The sequence below is a fragment of the Pantoea wallisii genome (assembly GCF_002095485.1).
Lineage (GTDB): Bacteria > Pseudomonadota > Gammaproteobacteria > Enterobacterales > Enterobacteriaceae > Pantoea > Pantoea wallisii.
In genome coordinates this window covers 20,777-38,959 of sequence record NZ_MLFS01000005.1, presented here as the reverse complement: position 1 = coordinate 38,959, position 18,183 = coordinate 20,777, and the positions used below count along the sequence as shown (strand labels likewise).

At 54.6% G+C, this 18,183-nt stretch carries 15 protein-coding genes and 3 pseudogenes; 9 read left to right on the top strand and 9 right to left on the bottom strand.

Translation table 11 applies throughout. The annotated features are described in order from the left end of the window. Nucleotides 1-20 precede the first annotated feature (20 nt). The gene (locus tag HA48_RS02935) at nt 21-938 is read left to right on the top strand and encodes a substrate-binding domain-containing protein (RefSeq protein ID WP_128599705.1); all 918 of its coding nucleotides are present in this window, start codon (nt 21-23) and stop codon (nt 936-938) included. Nucleotides 939-1,132: 194 nt separating this feature from the next. Here HA48_RS02935 and HA48_RS02930 read toward each other — a convergent pair whose 3' ends face one another. Beyond that, the gene (locus HA48_RS02930) at nt 1,133-1,444 is read right to left on the bottom strand and encodes a hypothetical protein (RefSeq protein ID WP_128599704.1); all 312 of its coding nucleotides are present in this window, start codon (nt 1,442-1,444) and stop codon (nt 1,133-1,135) included. 565 nt (nt 1,445-2,009) lie between these two features. Continuing rightward, nucleotides 2,010-2,999, bottom strand: a complete 990-nt coding sequence (locus tag HA48_RS02925; RefSeq protein ID WP_158086954.1) for an AI-2E family transporter — start codon at nt 2,997-2,999, stop codon at nt 2,010-2,012. 236 nt (nt 3,000-3,235) lie between these two features. Here HA48_RS02925 and HA48_RS02920 point away from each other — a divergent pair. From HA48_RS02920 to HA48_RS02905, 4 genes and pseudogenes are all read left to right on the top strand, one after another. Then, nucleotides 3,236-4,168, top strand: a pseudogene (locus HA48_RS02920) (ABC transporter substrate-binding protein); the annotation flags it as partial. Between the two features lie 91 nt (nt 4,169-4,259). After that, entirely contained in the window at nt 4,260-5,288 is a 1,029-nt protein-coding gene (locus HA48_RS02915; protein WP_128599702.1) for a FecCD family ABC transporter permease, read from the top strand. Beyond that, a complete protein-coding gene (locus tag HA48_RS02910; protein ID WP_128599767.1) occupies nt 5,288-6,043 on the top strand; it encodes an ABC transporter ATP-binding protein in 756 nt (251 codons plus the stop codon). The genes HA48_RS02915 and HA48_RS02910 overlap by 1 nt, the downstream gene beginning before the upstream one ends. Before the next feature lie 102 nt (nt 6,044-6,145). Beyond that, nucleotides 6,146-6,594: pseudogene (locus HA48_RS02905) on the top strand (anti-virulence regulator CigR family protein). A 72-nt stretch (nt 6,595-6,666) separates the two neighbouring features. Here the strand turns inward: HA48_RS02905 and HA48_RS02900 are convergent. The 4 genes from HA48_RS02900 to HA48_RS02885 all read right to left on the bottom strand — a co-directional run bounded on the left by HA48_RS02900 (nt 6,667) and on the right by HA48_RS02885 (nt 12,472). Then, nucleotides 6,667-7,356: a DUF421 domain-containing protein gene (locus tag HA48_RS02900; RefSeq protein ID WP_128599701.1), complete on the bottom strand. Its 690-nt coding sequence runs from the start codon at nt 7,354-7,356 to the stop codon at nt 6,667-6,669. Between the two features lie 297 nt (nt 7,357-7,653). After that, complete coding sequence (gene cspE, locus HA48_RS02895) at nt 7,654-7,866, bottom strand: transcription antiterminator/RNA stability regulator CspE (protein ID WP_128599700.1); 213 nt, start codon at nt 7,864-7,866, stop codon at nt 7,654-7,656. A 341-nt stretch (nt 7,867-8,207) separates the two neighbouring features. Next, nucleotides 8,208-11,321: a multidrug efflux RND transporter permease subunit gene (locus HA48_RS02890; RefSeq protein ID WP_128599699.1), complete on the bottom strand. Its 3,114-nt coding sequence runs from the start codon at nt 11,319-11,321 to the stop codon at nt 8,208-8,210. A gap of 32 nt (nt 11,322-11,353) precedes the next feature. Continuing rightward, nucleotides 11,354-12,472, bottom strand: a complete 1,119-nt coding sequence (locus HA48_RS02885; RefSeq protein WP_128599698.1) for an efflux RND transporter periplasmic adaptor subunit — start codon at nt 12,470-12,472, stop codon at nt 11,354-11,356. A gap of 145 nt (nt 12,473-12,617) precedes the next feature. Between HA48_RS02885 and HA48_RS02880 the strand changes: the two genes are divergently transcribed. Together HA48_RS02880 and HA48_RS02875 are read left to right on the top strand one after the other, a co-directional pair. Next, complete coding sequence (locus HA48_RS02880; RefSeq protein ID WP_128599697.1) at nt 12,618-13,316, top strand: response regulator; 699 nt, start codon at nt 12,618-12,620, stop codon at nt 13,314-13,316. Further along, on the top strand, nt 13,317-14,411 hold the full coding sequence (locus HA48_RS02875) for an ATP-binding protein (RefSeq protein ID WP_128599696.1): 1,095 nt from the start codon (nt 13,317-13,319) through the stop codon (nt 14,409-14,411). It abuts the gene before it with no gap. 135 nt (nt 14,412-14,546) lie between these two features. Here the strand turns inward: HA48_RS02875 and HA48_RS02870 are convergent, their stop codons facing one another. From HA48_RS02870 to HA48_RS02860, 3 genes and pseudogenes are all read right to left on the bottom strand, one after another. After that, nucleotides 14,547-14,924, bottom strand: coding sequence for a RidA family protein (locus HA48_RS02870; protein ID WP_128599695.1), 378 nt, complete (start codon nt 14,922-14,924; stop codon nt 14,547-14,549). 68 nt (nt 14,925-14,992) lie between these two features. Next, a pseudogene (locus tag HA48_RS02865) lies at nt 14,993-15,124 on the bottom strand (VOC family protein); the annotation flags it as partial. A 160-nt stretch (nt 15,125-15,284) separates the two neighbouring features. Further along, the gene (locus HA48_RS02860) at nt 15,285-16,238 is read right to left on the bottom strand and encodes a LacI family DNA-binding transcriptional regulator (RefSeq protein WP_128599694.1); all 954 of its coding nucleotides are present in this window, start codon (nt 16,236-16,238) and stop codon (nt 15,285-15,287) included. A 289-nt stretch (nt 16,239-16,527) separates the two neighbouring features. Between HA48_RS02860 and HA48_RS02855 the strand changes: the two genes are divergently transcribed. Continuing rightward, entirely contained in the window at nt 16,528-16,842 is a 315-nt protein-coding gene (locus HA48_RS02855; protein WP_128599693.1) for a PTS sugar transporter subunit IIB, read from the top strand. A gap of 12 nt (nt 16,843-16,854) precedes the next feature. Beyond that, nucleotides 16,855-18,183 carry a PTS sugar transporter subunit IIC gene (locus HA48_RS02850; RefSeq protein ID WP_128599692.1) on the top strand — a complete coding sequence of 443 codons (1,329 nt, stop codon included), beginning with the start codon at nt 16,855-16,857 and terminating at the stop codon, nt 18,181-18,183.

Below are 18,183 nucleotides of genomic sequence, written 5' to 3'. Positions count from 1 at the left end.
AACCCTACAGGATAAAAACGATGAACATCAGACCCCTCATCATTGGCGTGTGCGCACTGCTCCTGAGTATGAGCGTCAATGCGAAAACTTTTACCGTTGGCGTGGCGCTGGCCAATTTTGACCTGAATTTTGTCTCTATTTTACGTACGCAGATGCAGCAGGAGCTCAAGGCAAGCCAGCTCGACAGCCAGTTTGTTGATGCAAAGGGTGATGTCGCGCTGCAGGTGCAACAGGTCGACGATTTTATCAACCAGGGCGTTGATGCCATCATCCTTAATCCGGTTGATACCCAGGGCGTGTTGCCGATGATCAATGCCGCTAAGGGCGCCGGTATCCCGCTGGTGTTTGTGAACCGTAAACCGGAGGTGAAGCTGCCGGCAAACATGGCTTATGTGGGCTCAGATTCGGCGCTGGGCGGTGAGATGCAGATGGAAGCGCTGGCGAAGAGGATGAATTTCAAAGGCAATGTGGCCATTCTGATGGGCGCGCTCTCCAACGAAGAGGCGCGCGAGCGTACCCGTGCGGTGGAAGCGGTGATCGCCAAATATAAGAATATGAAGGTGATTGAGAAGCAGAGCGCAAAATGGCAGCGCAATGAGGCGGTAGATGTGGTCTCCAGCTGGCTGCTCAATCAGCGGCCGATTGACGCTATCGCGGCTAACAATGATGAGATGGCGATTGGCGCTATCATGGCGCTAAATCAGGCGAAAAATGAGAAGATCCTGGTCGCCGGTATCGATGGAACACCAGATGGACAGCAGTTTGTGAAGAGCGGCAAGATGGCACTCACCATATTTCAGGATGCCAAAGGGCAGGCAACGGGCGCGGTTCAGGTGACCAAAGCACTGCTGAACAAGCAGCAGGTACAGGCGTATAACTGGGTGCCGTATCAGGTTATCACTCCGCAGAGCGGCAACGCGCCTGCCGCAACACAATGATTATTCGCTGCCGGCTGCTAACGCCGGCACTTTTTTACACTATTCCGGCCTGGGCGCATAACACTGACGTCAGGGGGGATAGAGGAACACGCGCTTTTTACTGCCTGCGGCATACATCAGGCAATTTACGCCACCAAAGAAATAGGTTCATGCACGCTCCTGATTGAGGGCTGTGTCCGCTTAATGCGCGGCGATCACTCCTCTTCCACGCTACGCAGCGGGGCACTCTTATCGCTTGCGGAAGTCAGCGCCGACGCGGTTATCCAGCTTTTCGCTGTCTGATAGCGGTGACCGGCATTAAGGTGATCCTTCAGCCAGTAGCGGGCATCTGAAATCAGCGAAAGGCGCTCGTCGCACGCTTCATGCTCGGACATCGCAATCAGCTCTTCAATCAGATTGACAACGGTAACCTGCTGAGCCTGGGTAATGAGGCGAAAGGCAGCCTCGCCAATTATTTTATGGCCTTGCACATCGTCGTGATAAAACATCGCGTTTTTTATTCTCATATTTTGAGCGGATGAGGACATTGTATTAAACCGCTTAAAATCAACAAGCGTAACGGCAACGGGCTGAGGGAAAAAGCGAAAAAGTGCTGAAAGAGTGCCGTAAAGTGCAGAGATTTTGATTGATATCTAATGTGATCTGGCACAGAAGATGAAAAATACCCTCCTCGCGTTACTTTATCAATAAGCCTGAATCTGTTTACTGCCAATCTTTCAGCGTAAATATTTGGCAGATATTCTGCTCAAACTTATTGAACAATTTTTATCCGCAGTGATTAAGTTAGTGATTAGTAAACGTAACAGTGAGGTATATGCAGAACTGCAGATATTGTCACACGACTGATTGACGCTCTATTCTGTTTTTGAAAGGGAGAATTGATAAGAAACATGATACTGTTCTCCGTGGGTTGCATATCGGAGTGCGCTATACTGCAGCCAAAGATGAAATTTTCTTAACTAAGTAAATTGAGTATCAAACAGTAACAACTTGCCGCGCTCATAAAGCACAGTTTATAAACCAGGCCACCAGAAGCGGAGACCCTTACTGGCCTCCTCCCGCGTAGCGCATCTAAATAAGCTGCTTCCGAACCAGTTCAACCTTAAGCCAGGCGTAAAAGATTGGTGCAGCGACCACGCCTGCAATACCAAACAGGGATTCGAAGATCAGCATGGCCAGCAGCAGCTCCCAGACGGAAGACTGAATCTTTGCACCAAAGATGCGGGCATTAATAAAATACTCCGCCTTATGAATCAGGATCAGGTAGATGATCACAACGATAGCCGCCTGCAGGCTCACCGAGAGTGCAACCAGGGTTACCAGCGTATTGGAGATCAGATTCCCCACAATCGGCAGCAGGCTGCAGAGAAAGGTGACAAACGTCAGCGTCTTGGCATAGGGCAGGTGATAGCCCAGCAAAGGCATTACCAGATAGAGGAATACGCCGGTGGCAAGGGCATTAAAGGCAGCCACTTTCACCTGGGCGGTGACAACGGCGCTGAATACTTCACGGAAGGTTCTGAGGCGCTGCAGCAGATGATATTTCAGACAGGGCGCCGTGCGTGCTTCATTGCCTGATGCGAGAGAAACCAGAATCGCCAGGAAGATGCCGACAAAGGTGACGGCGAAAAAGTGCAGGGTTTTCTGCCCGGCGTTTTGCAAAATATAGATATGCGTCTGCAGCCAGGTGAAGGCGGTCGTTTCGATGTCCTGATAAGTTCTGGGCATGTAATCACCCAGCACCGGATAGAGTTTGTCATGCGCTTCCCGGACAACGTCATTCAGCTTGCGATAAAAATCGCCTTCGCTGGTAAAGTCCAGGGTAAACACGTTGTAGAGCAACATAAAGAGGCCAAAAACGGCGGCAATTACCACCAGGCTGATAAACATCACAGCCAGCCAGCCGGAAACCTTTGAGCGCAGATATCCCTGAGAACGGACCCGGAAAGCATCAATGATCTCAAATGTCACCATGCCCGCCAGCAGGCAGGGCAGCAGCCTTAGCGGAAAGATCAGTATCGCGGCTGTAGCAGCGATAAGATACGAAGCGAGGACGCACATGGCCTCCTTCCTTGATTCAACATTCATTATTTACTAAGCCCTATCTCTCTTCATTTGTCAGCTGCGTGCGGTTGTCACACCAGCCCGAAAGTTTGCACGTCCCGATCATTCTCTCGCATGCCTGCACATCACTCCACTGCATTTTGTTGCGCCCGGGTTAGGGTACTTGCTTCATTCCGCAATGGATTGACAACAAAACATGAAATGCGCATATTGTTACGTTATAACATATCAATATGAAGTCAGTAATGAAACGAACGATCAACCTCTTTATCTGCGCCATGCTCTCTCTTCCCGTGCTCAGTACTCACGCCGCGAACTGGCCATTCACTGTGGAGAACTGCGGGATGTCTGAAACCTTTACGCATGTGCCGGAACGCGTCGTCACGGTAGGACAGCATGAAACGGAGCTGATGCTGGCGCTGGGACTGGGTTCAAAAGTAGTCGGGACCTCAGTCTGGTTTGGTGCTCTGCCGGATGAACTGAAGCAGCAGGGGCAGCATCTGAAGCGCCTGACGGAGAACGCGCCGGGATTTGAAGCGGTGGCGGCACAGCGGCCCGAACTGGTGCTGGCGCAATATAGCTGGCATGTGGGGCCGCAAGGGGAAGTGGCCACGCGCCAGCAGTTTGAACAACTCGGGATTAACACCTGGATCTCGCCTGCGGACTGTACTGCGAAAGCCGTGACCGCGACCTCCAACGGCGACGGGGCACGTTCCGCGCCGTACTCGATCAACGTTATCTACGATGAGATCACCACGCTGGCGCGCATTTTTGATGTCGCAGTACGCGGAGAGGCGTTAAAACAGCAGCTGGCCAATCGTATCACCGCCGCGCAGCAGCATCTGAATACCCACCGTTCAGCGCCGCTTAAAGTGGTGTACTGGTTCTCCAGCCCGCGTTTAAAAGGTGATCCATGGGTAGCAGGCAGCAAAGGTGCGCCGGGCTGGATCACACGTACACTTGGTTTGACGAATATCATCGCTTCCGATGAAGAGTGGCCAGCGGTGACATGGGAGCATATTGTCCAGGCGCAGCCGGATGTGATTGTTATCGCCAGCATGGAGAGACGGCTCTATCCCGCAGATGATGTCGCCGTTAAAAAAGCGTTTCTGGAGAGCGATCCGGTAACCCGTGAGATGCCGGCGGTGAAGCAGGGCCGTATCGTGGTAGTGCCGGCGATGTCGCTCAACCCCTCACTGCGTAATGTGGAAGCGGTAGAGCTGATCGGTCAGCAGATCAGCGCCGGTAATCAGCCTGATGGTTACACACGGTACGGGTTACTGGCCTGGTTTTATCATTATCGTCGGTTTGCTGAGCCTGCCGTTGATGATTGTGCTGGCCGCGGCCACCGGCGATATGGCCATCTCATTCGCAGATACGGCGCGGGCGATCGCGAATGGCCTGGGTATCGCGCATTACGATCTGCCTGCGGTGGAGGCCGGCATTGTCTGGCAGTACCGCATGAGCCGGGCATTAATGGCGGCCAGCAGCGGCGGCGGTCTGGCGCTGTGCGGACTGGTACTGCAATCGCTGCTGCGCAATCCGTTGGCCGATCCCTATCTGCTGGGTATCTCTGCCGGCGCTTCAACCGGTGCAGTAAGCGTCATGTTGCTGGGTTTGGGCGGCGGCGCGCTTAGCGTGGGCGCCGGGGCATTCTGCGGTGCCTGCCTCGCGTTCGCGCTGATTGTGCTGCTCTCCGGCGGGATGCGTGAGAACACGGCACGCATCATTCTCGCCGGTATCGCCGGTACTCAGCTATTCAATGCGTTGACGTCGTATATCGTGAGTACGGCGGCCAACGCTGAGCAGTCGCGCGGCGTGATGTTCTGGCTCTTGGGCAGCCTGAGCGGCGTGCGCTGGCCTGACGCGCTGCTCTGTTCGGCGGTGACGGTTGCCGGATTGCTGGTAGTGATCTGTTACGCTCGCTCACTGGATACCTTCACCTTCGGCACGGAGGTCTCGGCTACGCTGGGCACGCGGGTCTTGCGGGTGCGCATTGTACTGCTGTTGATCACGGCGCTGGTGACGGCGGTCATTGTCAGTGCAATTGGCGCGGTCGGATTTGTGGGTCTGGTGATCCCGCATATCACGCGTATGCTGGCCGGGCATCGTCACCTGATTAGTCTCCCGTTAACCTTTCTTGCCGGTTGCCACTTCATGATCCTTGCAGACCTGGTCTCACGCACGCTTATCAGCCATCAGGTGCTGCCGATTGGCGTAGTGACCGCGCTGGTGGGTGCGCCGGTATTCGCTTTTATTCTCTACCGCAACCGGGAGAAGTCGTGATGCATGTGACAATCGATAATCTGAGCGTGACGCTTCAGGCGCGACGGGTGTTATCAGATATCAGTTTTGCTGCGCCGCGCGCGCAAACGGTGGGGCTGCTTGGCCCCAATGGCTCCGGTAAATCAACGCTGATTCGCGCAATGGCAGGCGTGCTGCCCTGCGCCTATGCGGGGGTGAAAATCGGTGGTAAATCAACGGGTGAAATGAGTCGGCGGCAGCTCTCACGCACGCTGGCATTTGTGCCGCAGCATGCGGAATCCGAGGCCGGGATGACCGTTGCAGAGATTGTCCGGCTTGGGCGATCGCCACACCGTAGCGCATTCAGCACGTGGCGCACGGGGGATGAGCAGGCGGTTCAGCAGGCACTTTCGCTGATGAAGCTGGATGCGCTGGCCAATCGTCCCTGGCAGCGCTTATCCGGTGGCGAGCGGCAACGTTGTCAGATTGCGCGTGCGCTTACTCAGCAGCCCGATATCCTGCTGCTGGATGAACCAATTAATCATCTGGACATTCAGTTTCAGCTGGAGCTGATGCGGCTGATCTCCTCGCTGCCGGTTACGGTGATTGTGGCGCTGCACGATCTCAACCTGGCCGCCAAATATTGCCAGCAGCTAGTGGTGCTCCATCAGGGGCAGGTAGTGGCTTCAGGCGCGCCCGATAGCGTCTTAACCCCTAACCTGATTAAGCGCACATGGCAGGTTGATGCCACCATTCATCGCACCGGACGCGGCGATATGAACATCCTGTACGCCTAAAAATGCGTGATGCGAACCGACTTCAACAACGGCTGTGATGGTAGAGATGCGGGCTTTGTCATATGTTTAAATTGGGTCTTCTTTCCATAAGGGATAAACAACATGTTCAAACGTCGCATTTCTGTAGCTGCACTGGCGGCGGTTCTCTCCTGCAGTTTTATTGCTGCGCCGGCACTGGCCGATCCGGGTAACGGCCACGGCGGTGGCCATCCGGGAAACAGTGGTCACCACGGCAATAAGGGGCAGGGCAAACACTCGCACGCTGGCAAACCGGACCAGATCAATGTTGATATCAGTTTCTCGCGGGCGCGTTCACTGGCGGTGAATCATGGCCTGGTAGGATATCAGGCGCTTCCGCCAGGCATCGCTAAAAATCTCGCGCGTGGAAAACCCCTGCCGCCGGGGATTGCGAAAAAAACCTTGCCGGCATCAATGATCAGGGATTTGCCCTACTATCCGGGCTACGAATGGCGCGCGTGGGGGATGATCTGGTGCTGATTGCGTTGAGTACGGCGGTTGTCACGGCCATCATCAATGGTGTGTTTGATTAAGCTGCGCTTCTTCGGTAAGCCTCGCACCGGCGAGGCTTCGGTTGAACAAAATGATGAACGGCAAGCGGTGAATCAGGTGCGAACCGAGCGCAACGCTCGCGACCACACGTTACGGTCACACTCCGGGCAGCGGCACTGTTCGCCGCTACGCAGATTTTTAGTCAGGCCACAGCGGTTACAGGCATACAGATCATCATCGGGCATTACCGTAAAGCAGGGGCGATGTTCGGCTGGCAGCACCGAAAGGCCGGGCACAACATCTTCGTCTTGATAGAAGTAGAGACTCAACTGACCATCGACTTCCACCAGCCCGAGGCGAATCTGACCGAGGTGTTCAGCACCGTCATGCCGCAGCTCCATCAGAAACTCATCTTCAGAGATATTGAGTTTGTCGAGATTGGCGGACACGTATTTACCGTGGGCAATCAGCGTGACCACTTCCCCTTCAATCAGCTTTGACAGCGCAGGGGATTTTGACATCGCCAGGGTTGTAAGCCGGTAGAGCATCAGCAGTACAACGAACACCAGAATAACCGGTAGCACCGGTACATCATCATAAAACGTGACATCACCGGATGCCGACCCCAGCGTCAGAATGATCACCACCTCAAACAGTGACAGCTGCTGCACACCCCGCCGGCCAGAAATTTTGAGAAAGGTGAACACCACAATATAAGCAATAAAGACGCGAACGATGACTTCAAAAAGGAAAGTATAGGGCTGGTCATTAATCAGAAATTTATGCAGGTCGAAGTCGGCCATAAGTGCTCCTGGAGTGTATGCGCATGCGTTATTGGTTTTCCCTTAAAAATGAGTGTAGACCAGGCAGTGGAGCGGGCTGTTTTTAACAATAAAAGAGCGGGGAATAGCGTCTCGCTTGCGAAAGCGTTATTAAAACAGCACCGTTACGCGCGGGGGAAATAAGCAAAGCGCAGAACTTCCGGAATATTAAAAAGCAAAAAACCCGCACAGGGCGGGTTTTTTCATTATCAGCAGAGCTTAGCTGCTCAGACTACTGTCTTCATCGCGATTGTAAGTGTCGCTGATAATTAGCGCGACTTACAGAGCGGTAACGTTCGCAGCTGCAGGGCCTTTAGCACCATTTTCGATGGTGAAAGAGACCTGCTGACCTTCGTCCAGCGTTTTGTAGCTGTCGCTCTGGATTGCAGAGAAGTGTACGAATACATCTTTGCTGCCGTCGCTTGGAGAGATAAAGCCGAAGCCTTTATCAGAGTTGAACCATTTTACTAAACCAGTCATTTTGTTAGACATAGAAAATTCCTTAATTGATGAGCCACAGAAGCGGCAATAATGGCCTGTAATTAGATTTGCTTATTGGGCAATTAGGAGGAGGCTCTCGAAGAAGGATATCTTTGGATAACACTTGAACTGAGGACTGCTTTACTAAAACTGCTTTCATAAGGTCTGTATTCCAAACCGATGGCGTTATTAAGACACAGCTGATTTTATTACGCAAACTTTAATTAATTTATTTTAAGCGCCTATACGTTCAGACGGCTGTCCGGGCAACGATAAGCACTGCCGAAACCGGCTGCGGCAGTGCGTTGTGATACCGCATTGTAAGCCTGTAACCGGCGCACAATGAGGCCTCTTCACCGTTTACATCGGCGCAGACGCTGCTTAATCTGCTCATTCAGCGTCATAACGAAGATAAAAAAGGCCGGGACAAATATCACGGCCAGTATTGTACCGCTGATCATCCCGCCGAAAACACCCGTACCAATAGCATGTTGCGTGGTCGCGCTGGCACCGGTTGCCAGCATCAGCGGCACCACACCCAGCGTAAACGCCAGCGACGTCATCAGAATAGGGCGCAGACGCATGCTGGCCGCCTTAAGGGTCGCGCGGATCAGGTTGCCCTCCTGTTCATAAATCTGCTTCGCAAATTCGATGATCAGTATGGCGTTCTTAGCGGACAGCCCGATGATGGTGATCATGCCCACTTTGAAAAAAACATCGTTAGACATGTCGCGCAACATCACGGCGGCCACGGCGCCCAGCAGACCAAGCGGCACTACCAGCATCACCGAGAACGGGATGGTCCAGCTCTCGTACAGCGCCGCCAGTACTAAAAACACCACCAGCATGGATAACAGCATCAGCATCGGTGCCTGTGAGGCGGACGCCTTCTCCTGCAGGGACTGGCCCGTCCATTCGATGGCAAAACCAGCGGGCAGCTGTGTGGCCAGCTTCTCCATCTCTGCCATCGCCTGGCCTGTGGAGTACCCGGGTGCCGCGTCACCGGTTATGCGAAATGCCGGATAGCCCTGATAACGCAGCAGCTGCAGCGCCGAGGTTTGCCACTCGCCTTTAACAAACTCCGAGAGCGGCACCATGCCGCCATGTTTATTTCTGACGTACAACGCCAGCACGCTCCGGAGCTGCATACGGTAAGGTGCATCCGCCTGGACGATCACCTGCTGAATGCGACCGTTATTGGGGAAATCATTAACGTACGTCGATCCCATCGCGCCAGATAGCGTCTGGCTGATATCGCTGAAGGAGACGCCCATGGCCTCGACTTTTTCACGATCGATGGTGAGATTAATGCTGGTGCCATCAGGCAGGCCATCCTGATAAACGTCCCGTACAATGCTGCTCTGCGCAGCGGCTGCAAGCAGGGTTTGCAGCGCTGCCTGCTGGGTTGGGTAATCATGGCCGGCGCGATCTTCCAGCTGCAACGTAAAGCCTGATGAGTTCCCCAGCTCGGCGATCGGCGGAGGAATCAGGCTCATAACGGTGGCATCGGGGACGGACGCCATCGCCTGCTGGACCCGCGCGGCTTCATCCCGTGCGGTCGCGCCGTGGCGGTTATCCCAATCCTTAAGCAGCGTGAACGCCAGCGCAGAGTTGGAGCCGGAACCGGCAAAACTAAAGCCAAGGATAGAGAGGTTACGATCAATGCCGGCACGATCGGCGACCACCGCTTCATACTGCTTGATCACATCTTCGGTGCGCTCAAGCGTTGCATCAGCCGGCAGCTGAATTGACGAGATAAAATAGCCCTGATCCTCTTCGGGCAGAAAAGCTGACGGCAATTTGCTGAACCCAAAGGCCAGGACGGCACAGAGGACGACGTAAACCAGCATCATCCGGCCGCTCTTTCTGACCAGCCGACTCAGGCCTGAGGTATAGCCGGTGGTTGCGCGCGCCAGATTGTGGTTAAACCAGCGGAAAAAACGGTTTTTGCGGTGCGCGTCGCGCGTCGCCGGCTTAAGCAGCGTGGCGCATAGCGCGGGGGTCAGCGTGAGCGCAAGCAGGGCAGAGAACAGGATCGATACCGCCATTGAGAGCGTGAACTGGCGGTAGATGATGCCTACCGATCCGCTGGCCAGCCCCATCGGTATAAATACGGCCGTCAGCACCAGCGTGATGCCTGTAATGGCGCCGGTAATTTCATGCATCGCTTTTTCGGTGGCTTCGCGCGGTGAAAGACCCTCCTCTTCCATCAGCCTCTCCACGTTTTCGACCACCACGATGGCGTCATCCACGATGATGCCAATCGCCAGCACCATGCCGAACATGGTCAGCACGTTGATGGAGAAACCACACAGCAACATAACGGTAAATGTCCCAAGCAGCGCAACAGGCGCCACGATCGCCGGAATAAAGGTGTAGCGAACGTTTTGCAGGAACAGATACATCACCAGGAAAACCAGGATCATCGCCTCGATAAAGGTATGAATAACCTTTTCGATGGAGATCTTCACAAAAGGAGAGGTGTCAAAGGGCACCGAATAGTGCATACCTGCAGGCATTGACTTCGCCAGCTCCGCCAGCCTGGCCTGTACCGCTGCCGAGGTTTTCACCGCGTTGGCACCCGGTGCCAGTTGTATGGCAGCGGCGGTTGAAGGGCGGCCGTTTTCACGCGTCGCAAACGAGTAAGTCTGTAAACCCAGCTCCACCCTGGCGACGTTGCCGAGCGTCACCTTCGCCCCATCTGTGCTGGCTTTCAGTACAATACGGCGGAACGCTTCCGGTGTGCCCAGCTGTCCGGTTACGGTCAGCGGGTAGGCGGATCGCTGCCCGCTGGTGGCAGGGGCGTCCCCAATACGCCCTGGCGCTATCTGGGCGTTCTGCTGACTAATCGCGTCTGTAACATCGTTAACCGTCAGGTTCCAGGCGATGAGCTTTGCCGGATCCAGCCAGATGCGCATCGCTTTTTCGGCACCAAATGATTGAACCTTACCCACGCCCTCTACACGGCGCAGCTCTTCGGTCATATTGCGCGCAAAGTAATCACTGAGATCCGCCTCCGTAAAGGCCGACCCTGACGCGTTCAAGCCAACAATCATCAGAAAGTTGGAGGATGCGGCTTCAACCGTCAGGCCATTTTGCCGTACCGTCTGCGGCAGACGCGACTCCACAATTTTGATCTGATTCTGAACATCCACCTGTGCCAGCTTGATATCCGTGCCCGGTTTAAAGTTGACGGTGATGGTCGCCATGCCGGAGGTATCGCTGGAGGATTCAAAATAGAGCAGGTCATCCACGCCGGACAGTTCACGCTCAATCAGGGAGATCACCGATTCATTCATCATCTGCGGCGTAGCGCCCGGGTAGCTCACCGAGATAGAGACGCTGGGCGGTGCCACCGGGGGATATTGCGCAATCGGCAACTGCGGAATGGCGAGGGCGCCGAACAGCACAATAAAGAGCGCGATGACCCAGGCAAAAATGGGGCGCTTAATAAAAAAATGCGACATGATTAAATCCTGTTTAATGAGGCGGAGCGGCATTACGCGCCGGATTTCCACGGCTTAGCCTGCACGTCTGTGCCGTCCTGCAGCTTCTCCTGACCCTCCACCACCAGCTTCTGCCCGGCCAGCAGGCCGCTGCCGACAACCTGTCCACTGGCCGTCTGCCCGTTCAGATGAACCTGAACGCGCTGCGCTCTGCTGTTTTCATCCAGCGTCCAGACAAAGGTTTTTCCGTCCTGATGCTGGATAGCCTGTTCCGGAATCACGATGCCGCTGTCGCTGAGGTGACGCGTAATCTTCACGCGTACGAACATGCCTGGCATTAGCAGGTGGCGGGGGTTTTCTGCTTCGGTTCGCAGTACCACATCTCCGGTTTCGTCGCTGACGCTGGCGCCGGAGAAGAGCAGGTGCGTTTTCACGTCATAAGGCTGGCCGCTGTCATCCAGAAGCGTCAGCGTTAGCGCGGCACCGCTTTTTTGCCCATCCAGAAGAGGGCGCACTTCAGAAGCGGGTAAGCGGGCATCGACATAGACCTTATCCGTTTGCTGCACAATCGCCATCGCCTGAGAATCTGCCGCGCTGACCAGTGCGCCTTCAGTTACGTACTGCTGGTCAATGCGCCCGCTGACCGGGGCGCGTACCGTGCTATACGCTAAATCGAGTTTTTTACGGTTCAGCGCTGCTTTCGCTTCTGCCACGCCGGCTGCCGCCTGTGCAGCGTTAGCCCGTGCATCGTCATAATCCTGGCGACTGATCGCGCCGGTTCCCTCCAGCTTGCTCAGGCGCTGGCTGCGCAGGTTCAGCTGGCGGAAAGAGGCTTCGGCGCGGGAGAGTGCCGCTTCAGCCATCTCCACATCTGCTTTGAAAGGTGCCGGGTCAATCTGAAACAGCGGCTGCCCGGCAGAGACCTCCGACCCTTGAGAAAAGAGGCGTGCCGTCACGATACCGCCCACCTGTGGCCGTATCTGCGCTGTTCTCAGCGCGATCACCCGGGCGGGCCAGGTCTGCGCGATCCCGACGCTCTGCGGCGCCAGGGTGACGATCGCTACCTGCGGTGCTGCCGACACCGACGCCTGCGCAGCTTCATCGCTCTCTCTGCAGCCGTTGAGCAGCATCAGGGCTAATGACAGCGCAACAGCCACCCCGATTGGTTTCATATTGGTTCTTCCTGGTATCAAAATTAAACCGGCAGGTTACTGTGTCTCTATTGAGGAACGGTGGATGTTTTGTGGAGGGCGTATGGAGATGAAAAAAATAAAAAATCGCTTTAACAGGCGGATCGCGATGCAATAAGGTACAGCCATGAACAGTCACTTCTTGATTCTTGTTGTTGAAGACGATGCTGAAATTGCCGCTATCGTCACGGCCTATCTGCAGCGCGACGGCTTTCGCACCCGCCACGCTGCCGATGGTTTGCAGGCGCTGGAGCTTTACGCGCAGGAGGCGCCTGCGCTGGTGATTCTGGATATTCGTATGCCGGGCATGGATGGCTGGCAGGTGTTGGCCGAGCTGCGCCGGCGTGGCAATACGCCGGTATTGATGTTAACCGCCAGCGATGACGTTACGGATAAACTCTCCGCCCTGCGCATTGGCGCAGATGATTATGTCATCAAGCCTTTTACTCCGGCAGAAGTGGTGGCGCGTACGCACGCTATCCTGCGCCGCGCGAGTTCGCAGGCCATGCCTGCCGAACCGGGCGTGCTGGTCAGTACGCGGCTTAAGGTCTACAGCGATGAGTTCCGCGTGGTTGATCCCCGAACGGAGCAGGCGATCGCCCCCGGCCTGACCACCACCGAATTCCGCTTACTGGCCTGGCTGATGCGCTATCCACGCAAAGTGTTCAGCCGCCAGGCGCTGCTGGAGAACTGTCTGTCCGAGGGGGAAACGCTGGAGCGGACGGTAGACAGCCACATCAGTAAGCTCCGCCGAAAACTGGAAGAGGCGGGTATCACGGGCGTGCCGGAGAGTGTGCGCGGCGTCGGTTATCGGCTGGGGGATTAAGTGAATAACGCAGGATTAAGCCGCCACCTGGCGTGGCTTCTGGTTCATGTCACGGCCGCCTCGATTGTGCTGTCGTTTTTGGTCTATTACGTCTGGGACGCTATCTCGTCGCTGATTGATCCGGCAACGATCGAAGGCAATGAGGCGACCACCAGAGACTGGATCATGTTCGCTATCTCCACGCTGCTTTCTCTGATGGTGGCGGTGTTTGCCGCCATGCGCTTTGCCCGCAAGCTGTTACTGCCGCTCAATTCGCTGGCGGAGAGCGCCCGTAAAATAGCGGGAGGCGAGCTGAGCGCCAGGGCGCACAACGGCGATCACCGCCTGCGGGAGATCTCGGCGATGGTGGCGGATTTCAACTCCATGGCCGCACAGCTGGAAAAAACATCGGGTGAAATAACCACCTGGAACGCGGCCATCGCGCATGAGCTGCGCACACCCGTAACTATCCTTCAGGGCCGGCTGCAGGGCCTGGCAGACGGTGTATTTACCCCCGATCATGCGCTGTTTGTTAACCTGGTTAAACAGACCGATGGGCTCGCCCGTCTGATTGAAGACCTGCGCACGCTCAGCCTGGCGGACAGTGGCCACATGCTGTTGCATCCCGAATACGTTGTACTGGACAGAGAGATCCGCGCGGTAGCCGAGCTGATGCGCGCCTCACTGGCTGAGCGCAATCTCTCTCTGGTGCTTGAGCTGGACGATGTCACGCTGCATGGTGACGCCGCGCGTATCCGGCAGGCGCTGCTGGCGTTACTGGATAACGCCCAGCGCTACGCCACGCCGGGCATCGTCAGAATCGCCTGTTATCAGCAAAAAGCGTGCATAGCAATCAGCGTGGAGGATGAAGGTCCGGGCATCCCCGCAGAGATTGAGACATCGCTGTTCGATCCCTTTACACGTGGCGATCGATCGCGCTCTCGCGCCAGCGGTGGCACGGGCCTCGGGCTGGCGGTGGTTAAAGCGATTATTACCGCGCACGGTGGCGCTATCACTTGCAGCGCGGGCATAATGGGCGGCACACGCTTTACGCTGCTGTTACCCTGTGATCATGATGGCAGCGAAAGAGGCAGCGCAATGCCGGACGGGCGTTAAGCATAAAGCTGCATGTCTTTTCAACGCATTGAGATAGTCGTTTTTCGCCGCAGTATCGGGTGGCGGACCTGTTCCGGCACACAGCCGTGAACCTGATTGCCGGAATCATTGATAAGGCGGCCATGATGCAAACGTTCAGAGCCCTAAAATAGCCTCAATCTCAATTTTAAGATCAGGTGAAAAGAGACGGCTGACTTCCACCAAAGAGCTGGCAGGTAAATGTTCACCATAGTTGCGATAGAGTACCTGCCGCAATTCAGTGATTTCATCGAACGACGTGATGAATATTGTCACTTTAATCAGCGCCGAAAAATCTGTGCCCTCAGCCCGGGCAATCTTTTTCATCTGGCTAAATACCTCCTCAGCCTGCACGGTAATACCAGCAGACTGAGCAGCAGTGCCAAACGCGGTTAATCCGGAAATATAGAGTGTATTACCTTGTTTTACTGCATGCACATACGGGGCTTTAACTTGACCTAATTCCGGATAATTCTTTCGTACTAAGTCCTTCATACCGAACTTCTAATAAGAGAGCACGCCAAAGCTTAAGTAATTTATTCCTGTGTATTTTGGTAAAGATCCCAACGTTTACCCGGTTGTGGGGTATCTTCGACGAGGGTAAAGCCCAGTTGGTTTGTGTAATATTCAATGGCCCGATCGTAATCATCCACCACGATGGCAACATATCCCATACACCTTTTTTGCGTTCTCATTCTTTGCTCCTTCAGGTTTCAGGCATAAGCCTGGATTACCCTTTTAGCACAAATGCCCTTTATGTGCCGTCACAGTCTTCTTTCACATACGCTTTAGCCAAGCCTGAAATTTACGCATCACTCTTTTGCGAATAACGGTGGTTTATTCCGCCAGCGCCCGTTAGCGCTTACGCATATCCGGAATAATTAAATCACCCCGCAGCACGGACGATCCCAGCATCGTCTGCGTTTTCGTCGTCAGCCAGTTCACAATCCTTGCCGCCATCGCATCCATGGAGTACTCAATCGCAGGAATCACAGGCACACCGGGCAAATTCAGCGAACCGGCCAGGCTAAATACCATGATGTCGGTGGGGACGGATTTATTGAATGCCTGTAACTGGGCGATGACGTTTTGCGCTTCCTGTTCATTGGCCACCAGCAGGGCGTTGAAATTCCGGGTGCTGGCGTTGTTCAGCAGCATTTGGATAGCAACAGAGGAGGAGACGGAGTCTGTGATCACCAGATTACGGTTGAAGGGCAGAAAATTCTTCTCCAGCGCCAACTTGTAGCCATGTAACACCGGCTCGGCCGAGCCATGCTCTTCCGGATGGATAAGTGCGATCTGGCGCTTACCCTGATTGATCAAATAATTACAGGCCGTTTCGGCGGCAAACGCGTGATCAAACTGAATGCTATTTGGGCCTTCCGCTTCAGCGCAATCCACCAGCACCACATTTTCATCTTCAAGGTTCAGCGGCAAGCGTGCGCCAATGATCAGCACGTCGTCGCACAGTCCGCAGTTGAGTTCATCCAGCGCATTCATGATCTCCGCTTTGCTATTGGCAAAGCGCAACAGCAGATGTTTCTGATGCTGGCTTAACTGCTTCTCCAGTGCGTAAAGGTAAGCGGTGGTCTGGTTAATATTATCCTGCGCGCAGATAACGCCAATGCAGTTAGTGGTCTGGCTATACAGGGATTGCGCGATAACGTTAGGACGGTATTTCAACTCTTCCGCCGCTTTTAACACAGCAAGACGGCTGGCTTCCTTAACGCCGCGCGAGCCACTCAACACCCGTGAAACTGTGGCTTTTGACACCCCAGCCAAACGCGATACATCGTTGATAGTAGACATCTTTCTCCCGTAAAACCTGCGTGTGACTTCAAGATAGTAATGCTGGCATTCGTGCATTTATTCACCGCAGAAGTATAGCCAGTTTTCCTCAATCCTGGAAACAGATTTTCCATATCGCTGCTTACGCTATCCATAAAGCCCGAAATTTTGTGACTCAAATCGTATTAAGAACTGCCCTTAACCCCAGATATTGATAAGCATCACAGTTCTATCCTTCACTCATGAAACGTTCCATATGATATCCAATCGTCGCCACACTAATACGTAAAACCCTGAGGATTGGATGGCGATGTACAAGATAATGTTGTGTTGCTCGGCAGGGATGTCCACCAGCATGCTGGTGCGGAAAATGGCTGACGTAGCTCAAGAGAGAGGCTTAGCGGTTGAAATTAAAGCCTTTGGCGTGGCGGAGTTTGACGAGCAGTTCCCGCTTTATCAGGTGGTACTGCTCGGACCGCAGGTGAAATACATGCTGAAAGCGCTGGCAGAAAAAGCAGCCACCCGTGGCATCCCCGTTGAGCCCATCGACATGATGGACTACGGCATGCAACGCGGTGATAAGGTTCTGGATTACGCTCTGTCGCTCATTGAAGCGGCTAACTAAAAAGGTGCGCTTATGAGTTCGTTATATCAATCAATGGTTGCGGTTATTGAGCACTCCATCACCCCGCTGGCGGGTCGGCTTGGGCAGCAGAAATACGTCATCGCTATCCGCGATGGCTTTACCGCTGCACTGCCGTTTATGATTATTGGCTCTTTTATGCTGGTCTTTATCTTTCCGCCCTTTTCGGAAACGACAACGAACAGCTTTGCCCGCGCCTGGCTGGACTTCTCCATTACTTACCGCGAGCAGCTCATGCTGCCGTTCAATCTGAGCATGGGCGTGATGACGTTCTTTATCTCAGTAGGAATTGGCGCCAGTCTGGGCCGGCAGTTCTCGCTTGACCCGGTGATGTCGGGTTTGCTGGCATTTATGGCCTTCCTGCTGGTTGCCGCGCCTTACTCTGACGGCACGATTTCCACGCAATATCTCTCCGGACAGGGAATTTTTACCGCGCTGATCACCTCAATCTATTCAACACGTATCTACGCCTGGCTTAAGCAAAACAACATCACCATTCGGTTACCTAAAGAGGTGCCAACCGGCGTTGCGCGCTCGTTTGAGATCCTTATTCCGGTAGTGGTGATCATCGGCACGCTGCATCCGCTGAACTTATTGATCGAAGCGAAAACCGGCATGATTATCCCGCAAGCTATCATGCATGTGCTGGAGCCACTGGTCTCGGCGTCAGATTCGCTGCCGGCTATTTTGCTCTCCGTCCTGCTGTGCCAGATCTTCTGGTTCGCCGGCATCCACGGCGCGCTGATTGTGACGGGCATCATGAACCCGTTCTGGATGGCCAACTTATCCGCTAACCAGGCGGCGCTGGCGGCGGGCAGTGCACTGCCGCACATCTATCTGCAGGGGTTCTGGGATCACTTCCTGCTGATTGGGGGCGTAGGTTCCACGCTGCCGCTGGCCTTTCTGTTACTGCGCAGTCGCGCGACGCATCTGCGTACCATCGGCAAAATGGGCATCATCCCCAGCTTCTTTAACATCAATGAACCGATTCTGTTCGGTGCCCCGATCATCATGAACCCGCTGCTGTTTATCCCGTTTGTCTGCGTGCCAATGATTAACGCTGTTTTGGCCTATACCGCAACCAAAATGGGCTGGCTGGCTCAGGTCGTCTCCCTCACGCCCTGGACAACACCTGCGCCCATTGGTGCCTCATGGGCGGCCAACTGGGCGATCAGCCCGGTCGTGATGTGCCTGATTTGTATGGTGCTCTCTGCCCTGATGTATCTGCCTTTCCTGCGTGCTTACGAACGCTCTCTGATGAAAACCGAAGAGCAGAAAGCACAAAATCGCAGCCCCGTTGCTGAAACCCTTGGCACGCATTGA

Bases quoted from the DNA above. Each gene is read 5' to 3' on its own strand.
- HA48_RS02890 (WP_128599699.1), bottom strand. From the start codon at position 11,321: ATGTCGCATTTTTTTATTAAGCGCCCCATTTTTGCCTGGGTCATCGCG.
- HA48_RS02880 (WP_128599697.1), top strand. From the start codon at position 12,618: ATGAACAGTCACTTCTTGATTCTTGTTGTTGAAGACGATGCTGAAATT.
- HA48_RS02885 (WP_128599698.1), bottom strand. From the start codon at position 12,472: ATGAAACCAATCGGGGTGGCTGTTGCGCTGTCATTAGCCCTGATGCTG.
- HA48_RS02910 (WP_128599767.1), top strand. From the start codon at position 5,288: ATGCATGTGACAATCGATAATCTGAGCGTGACGCTTCAGGCGCGACGG.
- cspE (WP_128599700.1), bottom strand. From the start codon at position 7,866: ATGTCTAACAAAATGACTGGTTTAGTAAAATGGTTCAACTCTGATAAA.
- HA48_RS02850 (WP_128599692.1), top strand. From the start codon at position 16,855: ATGAGTTCGTTATATCAATCAATGGTTGCGGTTATTGAGCACTCCATC.
- HA48_RS02860 (WP_128599694.1), bottom strand. From the start codon at position 16,238: ATGTCTACTATCAACGATGTATCGCGTTTGGCTGGGGTGTCAAAAGCC.
- HA48_RS02900 (WP_128599701.1), bottom strand. From the start codon at position 7,356: ATGGCCGACTTCGACCTGCATAAATTTCTGATTAATGACCAGCCCTAT.
- HA48_RS02915 (WP_128599702.1), top strand. From the start codon at position 4,260: ATGGTTACACACGGTACGGGTTACTGGCCTGGTTTTATCATTATCGTC.
- HA48_RS02855 (WP_128599693.1), top strand. From the start codon at position 16,528: ATGTACAAGATAATGTTGTGTTGCTCGGCAGGGATGTCCACCAGCATG.
- HA48_RS02870 (WP_128599695.1), bottom strand. From the start codon at position 14,924: ATGAAGGACTTAGTACGAAAGAATTATCCGGAATTAGGTCAAGTTAAA.
- HA48_RS02935 (WP_128599705.1), top strand. From the start codon at position 21: ATGAACATCAGACCCCTCATCATTGGCGTGTGCGCACTGCTCCTGAGT.
- HA48_RS02930 (WP_128599704.1), bottom strand. From the start codon at position 1,444: ATGAGAATAAAAAACGCGATGTTTTATCACGACGATGTGCAAGGCCAT.
- HA48_RS02925 (WP_158086954.1), bottom strand. From the start codon at position 2,999: ATGTGCGTCCTCGCTTCGTATCTTATCGCTGCTACAGCCGCGATACTG.